This is a genomic window from Sulfuricurvum sp. (assembly GCF_028713855.1).
Lineage (GTDB): Bacteria > Campylobacterota > Campylobacteria > Campylobacterales > Sulfurimonadaceae > Sulfuricurvum.
The window spans coordinates 22,521-42,444 of sequence record NZ_JAQTNN010000016.1 but is presented as its reverse complement, the minus strand read 5'-3'; the positions used below and the strand labels follow the sequence as shown (position 1 = coordinate 42,444).

The 19,924-nt window shown below is 43.7% G+C and carries 16 protein-coding genes and 1 tRNA gene; 7 read left to right on the top strand and 10 right to left on the bottom strand.

Features of this window, described 5'->3' with window-relative positions; all coding sequences use genetic code 11:
• Window positions 1–7: 7 nt before the first annotated feature.
• Window positions 8–1,495 (bottom strand): flagellar hook-length control protein FliK, encoded by a 1,488-nt coding sequence (locus tag PHI47_RS12700; RefSeq protein ID WP_299938062.1) that lies wholly within the window; start codon window positions 1,493–1,495, stop codon window positions 8–10.
• Window positions 1,496–1,677: 182 nt separating this feature from the next.
• Between PHI47_RS12700 and typA the strand changes: the two genes are divergently transcribed.
• Window positions 1,678–3,483, top strand: a complete 1,806-nt coding sequence (gene typA, locus PHI47_RS12695; RefSeq protein WP_299938060.1) for a translational GTPase TypA — start codon at window positions 1,678–1,680, stop codon at window positions 3,481–3,483.
• Between the two features lie 18 nt (window positions 3,484–3,501).
• On the opposite strand, the gene PHI47_RS12690 is transcribed toward typA, so the two are convergent.
• The 3 genes from PHI47_RS12690 to PHI47_RS12680 form a co-directional block, all read right to left on the bottom strand.
• Window positions 3,502–4,722 carry an NAD(P)/FAD-dependent oxidoreductase gene (locus tag PHI47_RS12690; protein WP_299938058.1) on the bottom strand — a complete coding sequence of 407 codons (1,221 nt, stop codon included), beginning with the start codon at window positions 4,720–4,722 and terminating at the stop codon, window positions 3,502–3,504.
• Between the two features lie 86 nt (window positions 4,723–4,808).
• Entirely contained in the window at window positions 4,809–5,366 is a 558-nt protein-coding gene (locus tag PHI47_RS12685) for an ORF6N domain-containing protein (protein WP_299938056.1), read from the bottom strand.
• A 79-nt stretch (window positions 5,367–5,445) separates the two neighbouring features.
• On the bottom strand, window positions 5,446–6,546 hold the full coding sequence (locus PHI47_RS12680; RefSeq protein ID WP_299938054.1) for a deoxyguanosinetriphosphate triphosphohydrolase: 1,101 nt from the start codon (window positions 6,544–6,546) through the stop codon (window positions 5,446–5,448).
• Window positions 6,547–6,806: 260 nt separating this feature from the next.
• On the opposite strand from PHI47_RS12680, the gene PHI47_RS12675 reads away from it, so the two are divergent.
• The 6 genes from PHI47_RS12675 to PHI47_RS12650 all read left to right on the top strand — a co-directional run bounded on the left by PHI47_RS12675 (window position 6,807) and on the right by PHI47_RS12650 (window position 12,853).
• Window positions 6,807–7,244 (top strand): hypothetical protein, encoded by a 438-nt coding sequence (locus PHI47_RS12675; protein ID WP_299938052.1) that lies wholly within the window; start codon window positions 6,807–6,809, stop codon window positions 7,242–7,244.
• 48 nt (window positions 7,245–7,292) lie between these two features.
• Window positions 7,293–7,380: transfer RNA gene (locus PHI47_RS12670), tRNA-Ser, on the top strand.
• 405 nt (window positions 7,381–7,785) lie between these two features.
• Window positions 7,786–9,924, top strand: coding sequence for a TonB-dependent receptor (locus PHI47_RS12665; protein ID WP_299938050.1), 2,139 nt, complete (start codon window positions 7,786–7,788; stop codon window positions 9,922–9,924).
• 6 nt (window positions 9,925–9,930) lie between these two features.
• Window positions 9,931–11,469 carry a YfiR/HmsC family protein gene (locus tag PHI47_RS12660; protein WP_299938048.1) on the top strand — a complete coding sequence of 513 codons (1,539 nt, stop codon included), beginning with the start codon at window positions 9,931–9,933 and terminating at the stop codon, window positions 11,467–11,469.
• 27 nt (window positions 11,470–11,496) lie between these two features.
• The gene (locus PHI47_RS12655; RefSeq protein ID WP_299938046.1) at window positions 11,497–12,177 is read left to right on the top strand and encodes an SIMPL domain-containing protein; all 681 of its coding nucleotides are present in this window, start codon (window positions 11,497–11,499) and stop codon (window positions 12,175–12,177) included.
• 46 nt (window positions 12,178–12,223) lie between these two features.
• On the top strand, window positions 12,224–12,853 hold the full coding sequence (locus tag PHI47_RS12650; protein WP_299938044.1) for a phosphatase PAP2 family protein: 630 nt from the start codon (window positions 12,224–12,226) through the stop codon (window positions 12,851–12,853).
• On the opposite strand, the gene PHI47_RS12645 is transcribed toward PHI47_RS12650, so the two are convergent.
• The 6 genes from PHI47_RS12645 to PHI47_RS12620 all read right to left on the bottom strand — a co-directional run bounded on the left by PHI47_RS12645 (window position 12,826) and on the right by PHI47_RS12620 (window position 19,921).
• A complete protein-coding gene (locus PHI47_RS12645) occupies window positions 12,826–14,091 on the bottom strand; it encodes a hypothetical protein (protein WP_299938041.1) in 1,266 nt (421 codons plus the stop codon). The two genes, PHI47_RS12650 and PHI47_RS12645, sit on opposite strands and share 28 nt — an antisense overlap.
• Complete coding sequence (locus tag PHI47_RS12640) at window positions 14,084–14,320, bottom strand: DUF2249 domain-containing protein (protein WP_299938038.1); 237 nt, start codon at window positions 14,318–14,320, stop codon at window positions 14,084–14,086. The genes PHI47_RS12645 and PHI47_RS12640 overlap by 8 nt, the downstream gene beginning before the upstream one ends.
• Window positions 14,317–14,751, bottom strand: coding sequence for a hemerythrin domain-containing protein (locus PHI47_RS12635; protein ID WP_299938035.1), 435 nt, complete (start codon window positions 14,749–14,751; stop codon window positions 14,317–14,319). Before PHI47_RS12635 ends, PHI47_RS12640 begins: the two co-directional genes overlap by 4 nt.
• Before the next feature lie 75 nt (window positions 14,752–14,826).
• Complete coding sequence (locus tag PHI47_RS12630; protein WP_299938032.1) at window positions 14,827–17,646, bottom strand: translocation/assembly module TamB domain-containing protein; 2,820 nt, start codon at window positions 17,644–17,646, stop codon at window positions 14,827–14,829.
• The gene (locus tag PHI47_RS12625; RefSeq protein ID WP_299938029.1) at window positions 17,643–19,337 is read right to left on the bottom strand and encodes a BamA/TamA family outer membrane protein; all 1,695 of its coding nucleotides are present in this window, start codon (window positions 19,335–19,337) and stop codon (window positions 17,643–17,645) included. The genes PHI47_RS12630 and PHI47_RS12625 overlap by 4 nt, the downstream gene beginning before the upstream one ends.
• A gap of 23 nt (window positions 19,338–19,360) precedes the next feature.
• On the bottom strand, window positions 19,361–19,921 hold the full coding sequence (locus tag PHI47_RS12620; RefSeq protein ID WP_299938027.1) for a hypothetical protein: 561 nt from the start codon (window positions 19,919–19,921) through the stop codon (window positions 19,361–19,363).
• Window positions 19,922–19,924 lie beyond the last annotated feature (3 nt).

Here is a 19,924-nt window from a genome sequence, read left to right as displayed (position 1 = left end):
GTTGGGTTTACGCGTAATGCGGAATAATGATTTCAAGAGCCGATAACTGCTCATTGTTTAGCTCAAGATCGTTGAGCGACTCATAGGCACGGAAACGGTTTTGTTGCTGTTCTTGTTGTTTTTGCTGCGATGTCTGCTGATTGGTTTGCCCCTCGCCTCCGGACATAAAATTCATAGTGGCGTTAGCAATCCCCTGATTGGCCAGCTGCGTTTTGAGTTCGGTAGCGTTGTGAGCTAAAAAGGCGACACTGTTGGTATTATTCGACTGAATATTGACATGGACATTGTTTCCCCGCTGCACGAGAGTAACTTCTACTTCGCCGAGCTTCTCCGGATTTAATTTCATGGTAAGGCGTGTGAATGGGGGTTTGTACTCTTGTACCGCTTCTTTAAGGTCACTTGCAAAAAGTCGCATGCTTTGCTGGGCTTCTTTGGATTTTACTTCAATCGAGTCGGCCTTAGGGGCATGCATCGTTCGGGGAGACTCGGCATCGGTTTTTGATACATTGAGACGATCTGCTTTTGAGTCTTTTAGGTCGCCTTCGCCTTGAAGAAGAGCGATAAGGGTGTCTGTTTTAGATGTTATGGCCGCAACGAGCGGTTTTACATCGGGAGTTTTTATCTCTTCGACAGGAAGGGTAGACACCAATGTCGGGGCTTCACGTTTATCGAGATGCTGCAGTAGCGCTTTTAGCGGTTGGGTTTCAATTTTCTCGGCTGTTTCTTTAGCCGATGGTGCCGATACCGTAGTTGATGCTGCCGCTGGTATTGTAGTTGATGCTGCCGCTGGTATTGTAGTTGATGCTGCAGCAGATAGTGCCGTTGACGCTGCGGTTGATGCAGTAGTTGCAGGAACTTTGGTCTCTTTTGGCTCGTTGGATTTCAATTCACTGATGAGCTGAATTATCGATTCAAAAGGACTTGGTTCTTTTGGCATTATAGAGAGTTGAGTGATAGCCTTGGTGTCAAACAGAGGTTTGGAAAGTGATTCAGGGGTAAAAATAGTTTGCTCGGCTGAATCATTTTTTAATACGGAGAGGGTGATTGATTGGGGATCCAATCCCAGTTTCTCAGCCAGTTTCACTAATCCTGCCAATGTTTTCGGGAGAGATTTGATTTCATTATTGTGGTATTCGGGATTTTTCGCAGTAATCTCATTTTTCAGATACTCTTTTGCCCGATTGATGAGGGTTCGCACCTGATCATTTGAGAGGGTACTTATTAATTCTTTGGAAAACAGAGTTGAATCTTTTTGCTCTCCTCCGAGTAAAAGGGTTTGCAGCTCTTGGGTCGATGCAGAGGATTTGGTTGTTTTAAGGGATGCGTTTTTTGGATCGATTATCGCTTTGAAATCATGGGTTTGCTGAGTATTGCTCAATGTCGCCAATAGCTTTGAAAACAGATCACTTGATTTGGTTGTTGAGGACTTTGAATTCCCCCCCAATAAATCAATCAGTGATGTTTTGGCTTGAACCTCTTTGCTTTGAATGATCATCAATGATCCTTGTTTGTGTATATGCCGAACACGCTTTATAGTATAAGTAAATATGCAAAGCAAAAAATATTCCATATATTGGAGTAACTAAAGTGTAACAATAAAAAAATGGCTTAAAGTATGCTTAACATAAAAAAAGGTATAATCCGCGAAAATCTTTGCCCTCATTTTAAAGGACAGCAATGCAAAAAATTCGTAACATCGCCGTAATCGCGCACGTTGACCACGGTAAAACGACTCTTGTTGACGGGTTGCTCAAGCAATCTGGAACCTATGGAAGCCACGAACAAGTGAATGAAAGAGCGATGGACTCTAACGCCCTTGAAAAAGAGCGCGGAATCACCATTCTCTCGAAAAACACTGCAGTTCGCTACGGCGATCACAAAATTAACATTATCGACACTCCGGGCCACGCCGACTTCGGTGGAGAAGTTGAGCGTGTTTTGAAAATGGTTGACGGGGCTTTGATCCTTGTTGATGCGTATGAAGGTGTTATGCCTCAAACGAAATTCGTTGTTAAAAAAATGCTTGCGCTTGGAATCAAGCCAATCGTTGTTATTAACAAAATCGACAAACCTTCCGCTGATCCTGAGCGTGTAGTAGATGAAGTATTCGACCTCTTCGTAGCGATGGATGCGACCGAAGATCAACTCGATTTCCCGATCGTTTACGCTGCGGCGCGTGATGGTATCGCGAAAATGGACATGTCTGAGCCGGATGGCGATTTCAAATGTTTGTTTGATACTATCTTGGACAAAGTACCTGAGCCTACCGGTGATGCAGGAAACTCTACTCAGTTGCAAGTTTTCACACTCGACTACGATAACTACGTAGGTAAAATCGGTATTGCCCGTATTTTCAACGGTAAAATTGCAAAAGGGGATAACATCCTCCTTGCAAAAGCTGACGGTGAAATGGTCAAAGGTAAAATTTCTAAATTGATCGGATTCCTCGGACTTAACCGTATGGAGATCCAAGAAGCGGAAGCGGGTGATATCGTTGCTGTTGCCGGTATCGAAACCGTAGATGTTGGGGATACTATCTGTGACCCGCAAAATCCTATGCCACTCGACCCTATGCACATCGAAGAGCCTACATTGACCGTTGTTTTCTCGGTTAATGACTCTCCGCTTGCAGGTCAAGAGGGTAAACACGTTACGGCAAACAAAATCCGTGAGCGTCTTGATGCTGAGATGAACACCAACGTTGCTATGCGTTACGAAACGGTCGGAGAAGGTAAATTTATCGTTTCCGGTCGTGGTGAGCTTCAAATTACGATTCTTGCAGAAAATATGCGTCGTGAAGGTTTTGAGTTCGGTATCGGACGTCCTGAAGTTATCGTAAAAGAGATCGAAGGGGTTAAATGTGAACCGTTCGAGCACCTTGTTGTTGACCTTCCGGCTGAAAATGCAGGTACGATCATCGAGCGTCTTGGCCGTCGTAAAGCGGAAATGACAGCGATGGTACCAATGGGTGAGGGCTTTACTCGCGTAGAGTTCGAAATCCCTGCACGTGGTTTGATCGGTTTCCGTGGTCAGTTCTTGACCGATACCAAAGGTGAAGGGGTTATGAACCACTCATTCTTGGAATTCCGCCCTTATACCGGTTCTGTTGAGAGCCGCCAATACGGAGCACTTATCTCTATGGAAGACGGTGTTGCCTTAGCGTACTCATTGTTCAACCTACAAGATCGCGGTGTATTGTTTGTCAACCCACAAACAAAAGTATACAAAGGGATGATTATCGGTGAACACAGCCGTACCAATGACCTCGATGTTAACCCGATCAAAGGGAAAGCACAATCAAACGTCCGTTCATCAGGTGCCGATGAAGCGATTAAACTCGTTCCACCACGTGATATGAACCTTGAGCGTGCATTAGAGTGGATCGAAGACGATGAACTTCTCGAAGTTACACCGATTAGTATCCGTATCCGTAAACGTTGGTTAGATCCTAGTGATCGTAAACGTTACGGCGCTAAGAAGTAAGTAAGAGCGCTTGCGCGCTTACTTCGCCATCTCTTTTCCCGCAATCATACCGCTAGCCCACGCAAAGTTAAAATTATATCCCCCACGTTTTCCGACAATATCGAGAACTTCTCCGGCAAAATAAAGCCCCTCTACCAATTTTGATTCCATCGTTTTGTTACTGATCTGTGCCGTACTGACCCCGCCGCCGCTCACTTCGGCATGTTTGAATCCGTGGGTGTCATTCACCTCAAATTTCCATTCTCCGATCAAGTGGGCGATTTTTTTGATCTCTTTGGGATTTAGAGCAGATACGGTAGTGCTTAGAGGAACAGCGGCATCTTCGAGGAGATAGGTTGTAATTTTAGCAGGGATGATGCCGCAAAGTGCGGTATGAACGTCATGTTTTGGAACGGAAGCAAACAGTTTTTCGATCACATTAGCAAGGGTCGCTCTATCATAGCGCGGGAGTAGATTGAGGGCTATACTAACGCGTTGTTTGTTATGGAGGGCATACGAAGCTTTCTGGCTGATGTCGAGGATCGCCAGTCCCGAAATGCCGTACGCAGCAAACAGAATATCCCCTTGGATTTTTTCTTTGGATTTGCCATCGATGATGAGGGTTACTTCGGCTGTCGTTTTGACTCCCGCCATTTTGTGGTGATTTTTAGAGTTCAAATGAAGCTGTACTAAAGAGGGATAGGTCGGAAGAATTTCATGACCGAATTTTTTGGCGAAGTTATATCCGTCCGCAGTTGCTCCCAGTTGAGGAGCTGCCTCAGAACCTGTTGCAATCAGCACCTTATCATAAACACTTTTCCCACTATTGGTTTCGACGATAAAGTGAGTATCTTTTTTTGAGATGGAACGCACCGAAGTGTCAGTGCAGATATGTACCCTCGCTTCGCTCACCGCACTTTTAAGCGCGATCAATACCGATTTGGCTTCATTGGAGAGTGGATAACATCGTCCGTCTTCTTTAATCTCGAGAATCAATCCGATAGAGCTACAAAACTTTTCAAAATAGCCGAATGAGAGTTGTTTGAGTGCATAGGTGACAAAATGGGGATCAGCCCCTGCGTAATCATCGGCAGAGGATGTCGTATTGATAATATTGCACCGTCCGTTACCAGAAGCCAATATCTTTTTTCCAACACCGGAGTTGTGTTCATAGATGGTGACATCCGCACCGGAGCGTGCGGCAAAAAGCGCCGCCATAAGTCCGCTTGCACCGCCGCCGATAATTGCTATCTTTTTCATGGGGGTATTATATCCGTTCGTAGTGAGCTTGTCGAACTATGAACTTTTCACTTTTCAGTTATATCCACCCATCTCGCTAGGTTTTGCTAATTCCTCAAAAACCCTATCGTCTCCACCTCTTTCGCCGACTTTATATCTAAAATCATCTCTTCGAGAGCACCTAGTGAATCTTCGAGCATAATTATCGTATCGGCTACGGCGGTTAGTTTATCTTTCGTCCACTCTTTGTGTTTTGCGGTTTCTTTTTTTAATTCATGGATTTGTTCAAGTAACTCCCCATGTTCCAGCGCATAGCGACGAATTTTGGTAAAAGTACGCATGATTGAGATTGTGACATTTGTTGCTTTTTGGCTTTTTAGTACAGTGGCAAGCATATAAACACCTTGTTCTGTAAAGGCTTTCGGCAGATGTCTACGCCCACCCCAACTTGAGGTCGAAATTTTCGACTTCAAGTTTTCAAACTCATCATCGGTCAGTTCAAGCATAAAGTCATTAGGAAATTTTTCAGGATTATTTTTAACAGCTTCGTTAATCCGTTTGGTTTCTACACCGTACAGCTCGGCTATATCGGAGTCTAACATAATTTCAGTATTACGCAGATGGTAGATTTTTTCTCGAATGGGTTCGATAATAAGTGTATCCATATGGACTCCGATGAGTAATATGCAATAGGATAACTTGAATAAAATAAGTAGCTATTTTTTATTGCATATTGTCAGAAATCTACCCCTCTCTCCCATACAGTTCATTATACAATTCCATAGCATATCGATCCGACATGCTGGCGATGTAGTCGCTGATAACACGGTGGGGATTACGTCTATCACACTGTTCGAGATAATAACGCGGCAGCATCTTCGGTTCTTCCATCAGGGCGTTAAAGAGACCGATAATCGCTTGTTTTCCGGCAAACATCTTGCGCATAATGTGTTTGTGTTGATAAAGTTCCTGATAAAGGAGTTTTTTGAGTTTTTTGATTTGGGTTTCAAGCTCAGGTTCAAATCCGACTACAATCGCTTCTGACGCAGGTATAACGGAGGCTAACACACGTGTGTTATCGATTTTGTCTCGGGCGTATTCGAGGAGTGAATAAACGAGATGGTTGATTAGATGGGAGCTGAACCGGTAGCGGAACATTTCGTCCTCGTCCTCGTGGATACCTTCTTCGTAAACTTTTTCTAAAATAGTTTGGATCAGCTCAGAGGATTTCAAAGTATCAAAACTGATGAGCCCCGAAGCGACTCCATCATCGATGTCGTGGCTGATGTAGGCAATCTCATCGGCACGATCGACAATCATCGCTTCGATGCTGGGGTGGGTATCGAGGGCAAAAGATTCTCGTATCTCATCGGGTAAAAACGGTTTGTTATACGGATAGGAGTGTTTTAAAATCCCCTCTAATGTTGCGTAGGTGAGATTCAGCCCTAAAAATGCCTTATAACGCTGTTCGAGTTTGGTTACGACCCGAAAGCTCTGAAAATTGTGCTCGAATCCGCTTTTAAATCCACGTTCGCGTAAACACTCATCGAGAGTATCCCCACCGATGTGTCCGAAGGGTGTATGTCCCAAATCATGTGAGAGGGCGATACTCTCGGCGAGCGATTCTTCTAACCCTAGATGCGATGCAATAGAGCGGGCGATTTGGCTTACTTCGATGCTGTGGGTGAGACGGGTACGAAAAAAATCTCCTTGTGAATTTAAAAAAACTTGTGTTTTGTACTCAAGTCGTCGAAAACTCCCTGAATGGATAATACGGTCTCGGTCTCGGGCGTAGGGGGAGCGAAAATCGTCACTGATGGAGTAAAAACGTTGATTTGGGAGCACTTAAACCCTTTTGAATAGTTTAATGGCATTATATCAATCTAATGGTCATTCAAAAATAATATTTTTTTACACAAAATTAACACTTCTTTTCTACAATGGTGGTTCGATTCTCCTTCGATAGTTTGACCGAAATACATATCCTTCGTGTTTCGGTTATCTATAAATTTTAATTATCGCATAATTCTTTTTTCAATCCACCGACATTTTTTATAAAACAAGATATAATTTATCATCACGCGTCTAACGTAAGGTAATCAATTATGAATGCAAATAAAGAGAAACGGGTACAGTCAGCATTGATCTCAGATAGTGCACGAGACAGTGCTAAAACATACCAGAGAGAAAATCTCAAAGTGCGACGTCAGATAGAAAGTGATTTTTTTAAAAAATCACTTGATTATCGTGATTTTGTTTTCTCTCCTGAAGGGTATGAGGGAATTGTCTTAGCTCTTTATTTGATAACGATTCCTTATCTGGCAGGATTAACATTTTTATATTTATTTGTAGCCGAAGCAAGTTACGAATATTTTTTACAGTTTAACTTAACCTCTTTTGCCGTTATCTGGGCTATCGGATATGAAGTTTGTGCGGTGTCGATCCTAGTCGGGATTTTTCTGGCATGGCTCAAGCATATCAATAGCCGCTGGAGTAACGAGCAAGCACGCAAAAAACCGCCTAAGCGTGGTTATGGGATTTGAAAGCTAACCCTTAAGCTATATTAGGTACAATTTCACGCTCACTTTAATGGACAGCTGGCCGAGTGGTCGAAGGCGCACGCCTGGAACGCGTGTATAGGGCAACCTATCTAGGGTTCGAACCCCTAGCTGTCCGCCATCTATCCAACCCCCTTAACTATGACATTTAACCTACTCAGTACTTTCTTTTCAATAAAATAAAATATTGCTTTATTCTTTACCGTAACATTGTGCTTTTTAATGGTTTCAAATATGAGAAATTCGGGATGAAAATGCTCTTTCGATTGACGAGAAGGAAAGAGCCAAGCTTAAGGAGTTTGAGAATCAAGCCCTTTTGATCGGCTATGATCATTGGGTAAAAGAAGTATGAATCAAATTGGTAAACAAATAAGAATTATTTATTTTTTTATACGGCATAAGTTACATGCTTATAGATGTTAAACAACACTGTTTTAGCCATCCTGTTGATAAATGTCTTTAAGGAATAAAATAGTATCCTTAATACTAGATACTCTACTAGAAATTATAGGAGAATGGTGCATTAATGAAGCTTCTTTTGTCTCTCATCGCTGCAGCTTCATTGCTGGGTGGCAATGAATATAAAATCGATTTGATGGATGATGTTTTTGGACTCGATTTGTATGATTTGCAACAGCTAAAAGTGACTTCGGCTTCCAAATCAGTGCAAAGTTTGAACTTTACCCCTGCCAAAATGGTTGTTGTTTCGAAAGAACAAATCGAAGATCGCGGTTATCGAGGCCTGGATGAGCTTTTAGGTGATCTCCCCGGATTTCAAGTGATGCGTTATGCCGATAGCGGTATTTTGAATCAGATCGGCATTCGTGGGGTTATGGGGACAAACTATTTTAAAGTGCTCCAAGACGGAATAGAGATCGATCAGACAGACGGAGAAATTCTTAGCCACTCGATGCAGTATCCGCTGTTTGGAATCGAACGGGTGGAAGTTTTGTACGGTCCAGCATCGGTTGTTTACGGTGCGGATGCGATGAGTGGGGTAATCAATCTTATTAGTTCAAAGGCGCCGAAAGATGAGTTGAGCGTCACGGGGGGTAAAAAAGGGTACAACTATCTGTACGGCGTTAAATCTTTACCATTGTACAAAGGGATGTTAACGCTGAAAGCCCATTATCATCATGATCAAGATTATGATTTTGAAAAAGAGTACCCTAATGATTTTTTAAGACAAGATGTCACTCTCGGATCGAGTGTTATCCAAAGCGCACAGGATAGAGAGTTCGATTTTCAGCCCACTATCACCAAATCGGTTGGTGCACGGTATGAAAACGGAGGGTTTGACATGGGGATAAACTACCGCTATTCGTCTGAATCGACCTTGATTGCTATGAACGGAGGGAACTCGAAGAGTAACCTTTACGACAATAACTCCAATTTAAATACGGAATTATTCGGTTATTTCGGACGATACAGCGGTAAAATTTTGGATGATGTGCAATCAACGACCACGCTGAGCTATGATTCCACAGAGTTGCTGAAAGATAGTTATTTTATCAATAAATACACGTCGTATGTTCCGGGATACAAATACTCCTATTCCCAAAGGTACGCGGCGGAGGAGACGTTGAATAAAAATTTCGAGAAGCATAACCTTATTTTCGGAATGTCGTACGAATCATTTAAATCTACTCCGATGACGGTTGATTTAGCTGCTCCCTCTGTCACTGGCCCTATTTATTTCGCCGGATCAAATATCGAAGCGCCGATTTATCATATCCAGTGGAATAATCAGGCGATCTATCTCCAAGATCAGATACGATTGGATGATGATTTACAATTCTCTCTCGCGGGGCGTTACGATCATAGCTCTTCGTACGGTTCGACGTTTAACCCCCGTTTTGCTCTGCTTTACTCCACCGATAATGTGACCCAAAAACTTATCTATGCACAAGCGTATCTGGCCCCTTCGAATTATCAAAAATACAAGATTTACGGTAATGCGTTGCAACCGAATACCCTGGGGGATGGTAATACTTATCAAACGGATCGTTTCAGGGTGGCAAATCCCGATCTGAAGCCCGAAAAAAGCAAAAACTACGAGTATGATTTAGACATTTTGTTGAGTCAGAACGATCAACTCAGCTTTTCAATCTACTATGCAACCGTTAAAGACATTATTTCAAATGAAGAGGATTTACCGGATAAAATTTATTTTATCCCTGATACGACGATTATTCATGCGGTCGGAGCGGCAAATTCGGTTTCAGCAACCGTCTATGGCGGAGATGCTTCATATCAGGGGCATTCGTATTTTCCGGGGTATGATGTGAGCTATTGGGCAAATTACAGTTATATCGATGGAAAAATAGAGGATACCTATAATTATGAGCTCCCCTACCAATCCAAGCATGTGCTCAAATCGGGTGCAACACTACGGTATCAAAACTGGCGGTTCTCCCCTTCATGCATCTGGGTAAGCCCGATTGCGGCGGCGCCGTATGATAACGGCCAATTCGCAACGGTTGAGGGACATTTTGTTACTAACCTTTTTGCCAGCTACGCGTTTGATCAGAATAAAAAAATTGCTTTGAGGGTGGATAACCTCTTTGACGAGCATTATTACGGTGTACGCTATAATAGTAGTGCAAAGTATAAATCCCCACAAGATACACAAATGATTTCGATCACATTCAGCATGAGTATTTAGGACGTTATGAAAGTATTTATTTGGCTAATTTTAGGATTGTTGCTCACTGCACTTAGTGCAAAAGAGATTAACAGTGATCAGGTAAAAGTAGCGTATGTCTATAATTTTTTGAAGCATACGACGTGGCCGAATGAATCGAAGTTTGAGGATTACGATCTGCTTGTTGTCTCGAAGAATGAGAATCTGAAAAATATGTTTTTAATCCTCTCTTCGAGAAAACTGCTGGAAAATAAAAAAATCCGAGTCTCTTTTTATGATGGAAAAATCCCGAAAAATATTCAGGCGGTATACGTCGACAGCGACAATGCACCGATGTATGAAAAGCTTTTCCATGAGTACGATTCATCCAGTGTCCTCCTCATCAGTGATGACTACAAAGATAAACAAAAGGTGATGATCAATCTAACCCAAAACGGGGATATGGTCACTTTTGAGATAAATAAACCTAATCTTATCAACCGATCACTGCGGGTTTCTCCCGATTTAATCTTGCTGGGCGGTACGGAAATCGACGTCGCAAAACTCTATAAAAGTTCACAAAATGAACTTAAAGAGCAAAAAGAGACGATTGCCGAACTTAATAAAAAAATCAAAGAGAGAAATAACGAGTTATCCGAAAAGATTGCCGCTATTGAAAATCAAAAAGCGGCATTGAAGGAACAACAGTCGAAGATAGAGTCGCAAAATACGATGATAACGAAACAATTGGAAGCGATTAGTGATCAGAAAAATACGATAAAGGCTCAACAGCTCGAAGTCGATACGATCCAAAAAAATATCGCTATTCAAAAAGAAAATCTTCTTCTGGAAGAGAAAAAAGTTGCCGAGAAAGAGAAGACTCTCAAACAACTTCTTCAATCACATCAAGAGAAGCAGCAAAAGATAATCGGGGCAAAAGAAGAGCTTGAATCGTTAAATAAAGAGATCGAATCCCAAAATAAAAATCTGGTTCAAAAAGAGGGGACGATTTCGATTCAGCGCATAGCTATCGGTGCAATGCTGGTGCTTTTTGGTATTATCGCTTTCCTGATCCGCTATGTTGTAAAGCAAAACAGACTTCTTAATGCACTGTCGCGAACCGATCCTTTGACCGGGCTTTTAAATCGAAGGGTGGTGATGGAGCAAATGGATAATGAAGTCCAAAAATATAATCGCTATCAAACCCCGTTTTCGATTCTTTTTATCGACGTGGATCACTTCAAGATGATCAATGACAACTATGGGCATGATAAAGGGGACAGGGTTCTCAAACTCATGGGATCTCTTATGAACCAGCATACACGTTCTACGGATGTTTGTGTCCGTTGGGGCGGTGAAGAGTTTATGGTCCTTGCCGTTAATACCGATTTAAAAAACAGCCTTCAATTGGCTGAGCATTTTAGAGAGGTTATCGAAAATTATGATTTCGAAATAGGTAGAAAAGTGACGGTCAGTATCGGAGTTTCTACTGTCAATAAGGGTCAAGATAAAGAGGAAATGATTAAGGTGGCGGACAATGCGCTGTATACAGCGAAAACGACCGGCAGGAACCGTATCTGTTATTAGATAAAATATCTCGATAGAGGAGTTCTTATGTATAAATTTTCGATAGCCTGTTTATTGCCGGTACTAGTAAGCGCCCAGATGCATATTACAACTTCTGAGCGGGTGGAGACCCTTTTAAAACCGGATGTTCTGCGCGGGAGTTTGAGCTTTGAAGAGCAGGGCAAAAATCAAAATACGATAAAAGAACACCTTAATACCATCGTCGCAGAGGTAAAACGGTTTGATCCGAATGCAACGATGTGCCAAGGCGGAGGCTATTATCTCTCTCCGCAATATAGCTACAAAGATCAAAAGCGTGAATTTGTCGGCTACAGTGCAAATCTTAGCTTCGGATGTGAGTTTAAGAGTATCGATACTTACAATGCGTTGAGTACGGAAATCGATAAGGTTACGGCTGTTGGTGTCCGAAAGAGTCAGGGGGAGTTGAATTGGGGTGTCAGTCGTGTTCAGGAGGCTACGGCTCAAGGAAACCTGCGTATGGAATTATTGCGTAAAGCACGAGATCAAGCTGAAGCTTTTTCAAAAGAGACGGGGTTGGAGTGTTTCGTGAGCACGGTCAATTTTAGCGGAGTATCACGACCGATACCTATGATGGCGAAAGGGATGGCAATGGTGGCTTCGGTTCCGACCGAAAGCCCTATACAAAGCGATGAAACAACACAAGTCGAAGCCACTGTCGATTATAACTGCTCGAAGCGTGTTCCGTGAGGGAGAAGGCAATTAGTAGTTACTCATTACGGACGGAAGCACTATTATGAAGTGGTATTTGTACGATTGGGGTGGATTAAATGTTTGGATATTTCATCTAATCAATAATATCCATAATGGTTTTATAGACAGTATTATGCTTGCAGCAACGGCTGCAGCCTCACATCATCTTTTTCCATGGTATCTTGCAATCTTGAGTCTAATCGCTACACGTGCCATTGCTAGAACGTCTAATGGTCAGGCCGATACCAATACGTTGCTTTGGATCAGTACGATTAGTGTCTTTAGCGTTGCTTATCTGGCCGATGGCTGGTTGTTGGGCGTAGTAAAACCTTTCTTTGATTTTCCCAGACCACCGCTAGCACTTCCGATTGAAACGGTTTATATTATCGGAGAGGCAGAATATCATCATAGTCTACCCAGCGGACATGCTTCGTTTGCAATACTGATAGCGGCCAGCATCTGGCCATTATTTGTATTCCCTTGGCAAAAGTATGTCGCGGTATTTTTTGTGGTTTTAGTGGGAATTTCACGTATAAGTTTAGGTGCTCATTTCCCCTCGGATGTTATCGCCGGATGGATTACATGTTGGTTGATTGTCATACTCGTGAGAAGTATAATCAACCGATTCGTTTATTTGAATGTGTATTACTCCAGTGTAAATCGTGTACCGTGAGTGAGGGTGTAACGGTATAGTTTTAATGCTTGGATGAGGTTGTAGCCCAAAAGTGCAAACAGGGCAAAGGAGAATACCCCTGTCAGTATGAATAGAGGCGGATACAATACCGACATGACGGCTGTACCACAGACGAGAACAAACAAACCAAACAGCGATTGGGATCGTTTAAGAGGAATAACATGCGACATGATAGGGGCATCCATGTATCCTGCTGAACTGAGATGAAACCAGACTAAAAAAGGGACGATTTTTCCCATCATCCCTAAAATGATAGAGAGAGCAAACAGTGCATACGCGATAACGGCAATCTGTAGAATCACTTCTTCCATATTCCAAAGATAGCCTCCATAGGCGATCAGTGATACAAACAATAATCCCATCCCTATACTCCAAAACCAAATACTCACATCGCTAACACGTCGTTTGCGTTCACGCAGCCGACGCACGGTTGTGGTAAAAAATCCCATCAGTAACGCGGCTAACAGAAGATCAAACACCCAAACATAGGGAAGCGCCAAAAAGAGCCATAGCGTTTTGAGGATGAGCGCGGCTGGGATGATGCGAAAAACGTTGTGTTTGCACCAGTCGCTGTACGGCGTGGCGACGTAAAACATCTCGACTACCTGAAATGCGACCGCGATAATCAGCGCACCGATCCAGCCGATAAGGGCAAACGAGTAGTGTGTTGCTCGAATGGCCTCGTGAAATGTCGAGAAATTTCCCTCTGCATAAGCGTCTGCCATAACGATCCCTAGGAGTGCGGTGATAAAAAGAGAAATTAGTGCCAGACGCATCCCTCTGAGGGTGTCATGGAGGCTGCTTTTAAACAGTAAAGGGATAATTAAAAAAACGGTATAGACGATACCGCTCCCTAAGAGGGTGGCGGCTAAAACAAAGAGCGGAGCGATCTGGGTGATAAAAGCCCCTGCCAACGTAAAGATGCCGACGCTGAATAAAATATGAATTAAAAAGGCATTTCCCAGTGGTGCAGGAATAGGGCGTCCGCCGAGGACGCTTTGCATTTGAAAGAGTGCACCGATCATACTCATCGTAATGACCCCTAAAAACAGCAGATGAATCGCGGCGAGTGAGAGAGGATGATTCACTGTAAGAATCTGTGTTGGGTAGAGCATCATTAGCACCGATAAGAATATTCCAAAAACCGGTACGCTGAGAAAAAATCGGAGAACGACGGAAATCGGCGGCGCCTGATCGAGTGATAATCCCTCAAACACGCAATGCCTCCAGATCACCATCGCGTGTGATATAAATATGCCATAGCTGATCTGTATCTTGGTAGGAGAGATAGCGTCCGCCGTTTTTTGTAATGATCTCAAACAGCGGGATCGGTTCACGTCGATGAATCATGTGGATAACCTCATTGCTTTTAAGAGTTTTAAATGCATCGACTGCCATCTCCAAAGGGATAGGATGATCGAGTTCTCGAGTATCGAGAAGAATCATATCGGCATATCCCTCAATGTTTGTATGATAAGTTCTGCATCACCGCCCAGGGTTCGATCGATCATTGGATAGAGCATTTGTTCCTCTTTCATGTTGTGCTGCTGGAGCATAATCATCATCGATTCACCAATACCGAAAAAATCGTTTGTACGGTTTTCATTCAGGGCAAGACGCATCGATTCGATTAAACTGCGAAGCTGTTGGTGCTCATAACGCATCATCTGTGTCGGTCCCCCCATCATTCCTGTCCGCTTTTCGAAGGTGATAAAAAGCTCTTTTTCTTCCATATCGAAATGGTGGTTGGTGGCAGTGTAAAATTGATCAAAGATCGTTTTGGCTTTTTCAGCATCTTTTGCTAGCAAGGCACTTTCTGCTTCGGCATAAAGGTGGTCGCAGGCACGGTGATCGTCACGCATAAATTCGAGTATCATAATAGAATCCTTGGCTAAAGTATAACTGCAAGTATAGAAAAATCAGTGGAAATAGATCTTGACGGATATCAAGATTTATTTTTTAACGGGCTTATTATGTGGGAGAAAGTCTCTAAAATCTTTGATATAAACGGCATTAATTCCTTGTCCAAGCTCATGGACATCGGCATCCAGACGGAGCCATCGATTGACTGTGTATTGGATCAAGACACTGGAAACGGTATCATTTTTATAGAGGACGCGGAGATCTTTGTTTAGCCGGGCGCCCACTTCAAACCCCATACCTCCCTCGGCAGTAGTGAGGATATTCATCGTATCGATTTGAATTTTGGTCGCTCCGTTGATAAGTCCTTTTAGACCTGCCCCTAACATAAAGTTTGTTGCATCGGCACGGACGCCGGAGGTACTGTTATCTGCCGTATTGGCCGGAGCACCGAAGAGAATATAGCTCATGATATCGTTTTGGGTCATCACCGGATCGGAGCTGAATAGGAAAATCGGTGAATCGAGAGTGTGGGTAACATAGATGAGGATTTTTTTATAATCGACTTCATGGGCAATGGTCAGATTGAGGTAGGGATTCAGGGGAACATCACCGCCAAAATAGATTTCGCTCGGTTTGATCGTGAACTCTTTCCCGCCCGTTTTAGCGGTGCCGGAAGGGATACTTACCATCCCTAAAATTTGCATGAGAGCGGTAGGGTCTTTCCAGAGAGTGATATCAGGACTGAGACGCAAATCGAGCTCTTTGGTTTGATAATGGATCGGCTGTTGAGCCGTTATATGGAGGTTCATAGCCAGTTTTATATGACTAGGGGGACGGACATCTTGAATGATCACAATATCATCGTCCATAACTTTCAGCTGTTGCAGCGGCAGGTAGGTGATCGTAGCGTCTAATATGTTTAAAGAGCCCGCAAGTGTTTGATTGGCTTGTGAATCGCGTTCAAAGGTGAGATCGGCTCCCGCATGGGCAGAGCCTTCAGGACCGTGATAACTGAAACGATCCGATCGAAGCCGCAGCGATGCACTCAAATCGGGAGAGATTGTTCCGTTGAGGAGCAGCGTATCGTACATCCAAAATTCATCAATACTAAGCTTTCCATCCGCTCCTAGATGCATGTGGGAAGTTTTATCACTCATCACGTCATGCCCGGCAATTTCGAGACGGTAGTGGGGAATGGTGATATTACCGTCATTGTATTCGATACGGACTTGACCGTCTGTTCCCCCGAAAGAGCGTTGAGAATCAAGCACTGCCGCATACCAGGGGATGGTAAGATCACTTTGGATATGGAGAGTGTCGTTTAATGTAACCTGCGTTTTTGCCCGAACTTCCATATCGTAATATTCTCCGTGATTCAGTTCGATAGGTTCCAGTTTGGAGAGAGTGGCAAACAAAGAGGGTATAAGAGTATCGATTTGAAGGGTGCTTTGGTTGGCGGATATCCCTCCTTGAAAATCGAAAAAAGCACCCATATAGTTGCCTGAACCTTTGATGTTTTCTCCAATCAGAGCAGCCGATAGGGCTAAAGAATCTCCGGAGAGGTTGATGCGAGTAGCATTAGCTTCGTTACTGAGTGAGATCATGAGCTGTTCAGGCGGTTTATGTTTCCAGCTTTTCCACAGCGGTGCATCGCTTGGCAGTGTGAGGTTTCCGCTTAGAGAATGATGGTCGTTTAAGGTTGAAAATTTCCCTTTAAAGAGGGCAGACTTGTGCGCGGCATCAAGAGAGCCCTCAAGGGCATTGGTGCTGAGGATATAGGTACCATGCGCTTTTATCTGCAAGGGTGAAGCACGTAAAAATTCTGGAAGGGAAGGGATAAAAGCGAGATTTTGATGATTACTTCCCATATCCCATGTAAAACGGTCGTAATCAGGGCTGGAGAGATGCAGCGTACTTCCATCGAGGGATACTGTGCCGTTCACTCCGTTTGCATCATCTGTAACCTCTCCATGCAAGGTATTAGCCGGAAGGGGTTGAAGCGAGGTGATGAGTCCGTCGAATTCGGTTGCCGTTTTGCCCTCTAGGGTATAGCGCAAATGTTGTTTTGTTTGCATTGAATCTTGGATGCGTTGAAGCACATAGGTTGCATCGACATCAAAATACTCATCATCATACCGATAGCGAAAATCAAGCGCTATGGTGTTGGCACTCACGGTAGCATCTTGTTTGGACGTGAGGCTCGCAATGGAGGTTTGTAACAGCGCTTTGGTATCGGAGAGTTCGGTTATAGTTAGCCGAACTACGCGGGGCAATGTTGTGAATTTCTCGCTGTAGGGAGCGAGCTCGACCGCATTCGGATACAGATCACCTGTTCCGACGAGGGCATTTTTAGATACTTTTCCATGAATCGCACCGTTGGCATAGCGAGATTTGAGAGTCGCATCTAATGATGCAAAATTGATCACATTTCCATCATAGTTCCCATTTTTGGCATGAATATCCAGTTCGATCGGATAACTGCTGATAAGCTGGAGATTGGTGATCACTACTTCGCGAAGTTTGAACGTCGGAAAAGGCCACGGGGCGTTGTCATCGGTTAAAAAGTCGTCCAAATGGAGCTGTAATCCGTCAATATGAACTGAGTCGATCGTATGTTCTCCCTCTAACATTTTTACGAGGTTGTATTTGAGAATGAGAGTTTTAGCCGTTATTTTTTTGCTGTGGAGATTATGGATAGTAAATCCCTCTAGCAATGACCCTTCGGCACGGGAATAGTGTATATCGAACGGTTCGAGGAAATAGGTATTAACGATTTCGAGGCTATCCGGACGAAAGGCGATATACACAGCGGCTGAAGCCAATAGCACCATAGTGTAGAGGAGAAAGTGAAACGTTACAAACAGATGTTTGAGCCACTTGAGCCAAGGGAGAGTACGGAACCTTTTCAAAACAGTTCTCCGATTCGAAAATGGATCGCGTATTGAGCCGTATCTTCGGGATTAATCCCGAAATCAATTGCGACAGGTCCGACCGGAGTAACATAACGGAATCCTACCCCTACCCCTAAATATCCGTCATTAGCATAATCGGGGAGAATATTTTGGGAGGCAAAGGTGACATCACTGAACAAAACCCCTCGAAACTCTTCATAAATCGGAAATCGATACTCTAGCGTCCCCTCCGTTATCGATGCAAACCCGATTGGATCGCCGTCACTGTTCTTGGAACCTAAATCCCGATAGGTGTACGCACGGTTGGAGTTCATCCCCCCTGCGTAAAATCGATAGGATGAAGGAATTGAGCCGTCGTAGATTCGGAGGGTTCCCCATTTCACTTTGGCACCAAATACATGCGCATTCATGCTGGTGATGTATGCGGCAGAGAGGAGAGATTTAAAATAGGTAGCATCCGAGAGTCCTGGGGTATACAACGATCCCATTAGGTTGGCATTTAGCCAATACCCTTTGGTCGGATTGAGCGGCTTGTCCCGTGTATCATAGTTGAGTTCGCCTATGGGTGAAGCGATAAATAGCTTGCTGTTGGGGAAGGTAGTGATGTCTTGGCTCTGATAGGTTTGAACCTCATCCAACAACACGCCAAACATGGCTGATCCCGGGGTGTCTTGGTATTTAGCGGTTAATTTTTCATAGGTGCTTTCGGTTTTATAGCCGTCGAAAATCTCATTTTTATACCCGATTTCAGCACCTAAAAGCCCCCGGTTTTCGAGCGGTAGACCAAATGTTCCGGAGGCTTCTTGCTTAATCTGTGAATAACGAGCATCCAGAGAGAGAGTTTTGAGATTGCCTAAAAAATTGCGGTGTTTGAGTCCTGTTTGAGCGGTAATTCCCTCATCGCTGCTGTACCCTAACCCTGCGGTAAAGCGGATCGGAAGTTCGGCCTCTTCGATATTGAGCAGGATCGGGACCACGCTGCCGTTACGCTCGTTATCGTTGATAATAACCCGTGTTACCCCTTCTTGCGCATATAGGGCTTCGTAACTTTGACGGATGGCTTCGACACTGTAGGGATCGCCCTCTTTAAAACGGAGCATTGAGGCAGTAAGTTTTCCGTTGATATTCGGCGTCGATTCGACATTGACAGCACCGAAGGTGCAGGGTTCTCCGGGAGTCGCTTCGAAGAGAAGATAGGCATGATTGGTTTCGATATCGACCCACGCTTTGGAATTAAAGTCTGCATTGCAATAGCCCGCTTGGGCGTAGCGTTTTTTAATTTCGGCTTTGGATGCAGAGAACTTTTCCTGATCAAATACGTCATCGTTATGAAGCGTAACCGCTGAGTTCACTTCTATCGGACTGTTGATTTTGACGTCACCGATGATGATGGGATCATTTTCTTCTATTTTGAAAACAACCCCGTTTTCTTTGGTTTCAGAGGTGATTTTTGCGTGGTAGAACCCTTTGGATCGGTAAAAACTTGTCAATGCGGAGAGACTTTGGGAAATTGCCGCAGATTCGATAGATGGATGTGCTTCCCAAACCTCTATCGCGTAGGGTTTTCGCAAGCCCAACGCGTCGTAGAGGTTGCTATCTGATATTTTTTCGTTACCTTTGAAGGTGAGAAGAAGAGGAGAGGCGAAGGCAAGAAACGACCACGCCATCAGCAAAGCAATAATTCGCATACACTCTCCTCTCTAAAACTCCTCTATTTTACCCTAAAAGCCCCAAACAGTAACATAATGATGGCAAGTTCTAACGGAAATAAGATAATATGAAGTCCGTAAACCTGAACTTTTGCATCGACTGAACCGTAGTGTTCCAAGGCTTTGTAAAATCCGTACGAGAGGAGAAGCCCAGCGAGATAGCCTTGCTGTTTGGCGATATCGATCCAACCCATAACCCGTGCTTTACGGGCAAAATGGGTTTCAGCCCGTACCAAATAGCCTCCGAATATAAATGAGAGCTGATAGGCTCCATAAACGATAAGCGCAGTAAGTTGATATTTAGGAAAAATGAGAAAGTATCCAATCATCAAAAGCATCACTGCTTCTGCTGAAAACGAAAGGATAAAAAAACGTTTTAACGTCATCAGGTGATGATACACGTACGCCATCCCCATCAATCCAAGGGCGAGAATAATCCCCCCTACCGAAAAGGTAGAAGGGCTGAGTGATCCGTAAATCGTAAACACTGAGCCTCCCACCATACCGGTAAAGAGGGAGTTTAGAAATTTGTATCGGAGATAGGGATGGAAATGAAGTTTCATAAG

Coding starts and splice junctions, on each gene's coding strand:
- PHI47_RS12655 (WP_299938046.1), top strand. CDS start 11,497: ATGTATAAATTTTCGATAGCCTGTTTATTGCCGGTACTAGTAAGCGCC.
- PHI47_RS12665 (WP_299938050.1), top strand. CDS start 7,786: ATGAAGCTTCTTTTGTCTCTCATCGCTGCAGCTTCATTGCTGGGTGGC.
- PHI47_RS12625 (WP_299938029.1), bottom strand. CDS start 19,337: ATGCGAATTATTGCTTTGCTGATGGCGTGGTCGTTTCTTGCCTTCGCC.
- PHI47_RS12640 (WP_299938038.1), bottom strand. CDS start 14,320: ATGATTCTTCTCGATACTCGAGAACTCGATCATCCTATCCCTTTGGAG.
- PHI47_RS12685 (WP_299938056.1), bottom strand. CDS start 5,366: ATGGATACACTTATTATCGAACCCATTCGAGAAAAAATCTACCATCTG.
- PHI47_RS12675 (WP_299938052.1), top strand. CDS start 6,807: ATGAATGCAAATAAAGAGAAACGGGTACAGTCAGCATTGATCTCAGAT.
- PHI47_RS12660 (WP_299938048.1), top strand. CDS start 9,931: ATGAAAGTATTTATTTGGCTAATTTTAGGATTGTTGCTCACTGCACTT.
- PHI47_RS12620 (WP_299938027.1), bottom strand. CDS start 19,921: ATGAAACTTCATTTCCATCCCTATCTCCGATACAAATTTCTAAACTCC.
- PHI47_RS12650 (WP_299938044.1), top strand. CDS start 12,224: ATGAAGTGGTATTTGTACGATTGGGGTGGATTAAATGTTTGGATATTT.
- PHI47_RS12690 (WP_299938058.1), bottom strand. CDS start 4,722: ATGAAAAAGATAGCAATTATCGGCGGCGGTGCAAGCGGACTTATGGCG.
- typA (WP_299938060.1), top strand. CDS start 1,678: ATGCAAAAAATTCGTAACATCGCCGTAATCGCGCACGTTGACCACGGT.
- PHI47_RS12635 (WP_299938035.1), bottom strand. CDS start 14,751: ATGATACTCGAATTTATGCGTGACGATCACCGTGCCTGCGACCACCTT.
- PHI47_RS12700 (WP_299938062.1), bottom strand. CDS start 1,495: ATGATCATTCAAAGCAAAGAGGTTCAAGCCAAAACATCACTGATTGAT.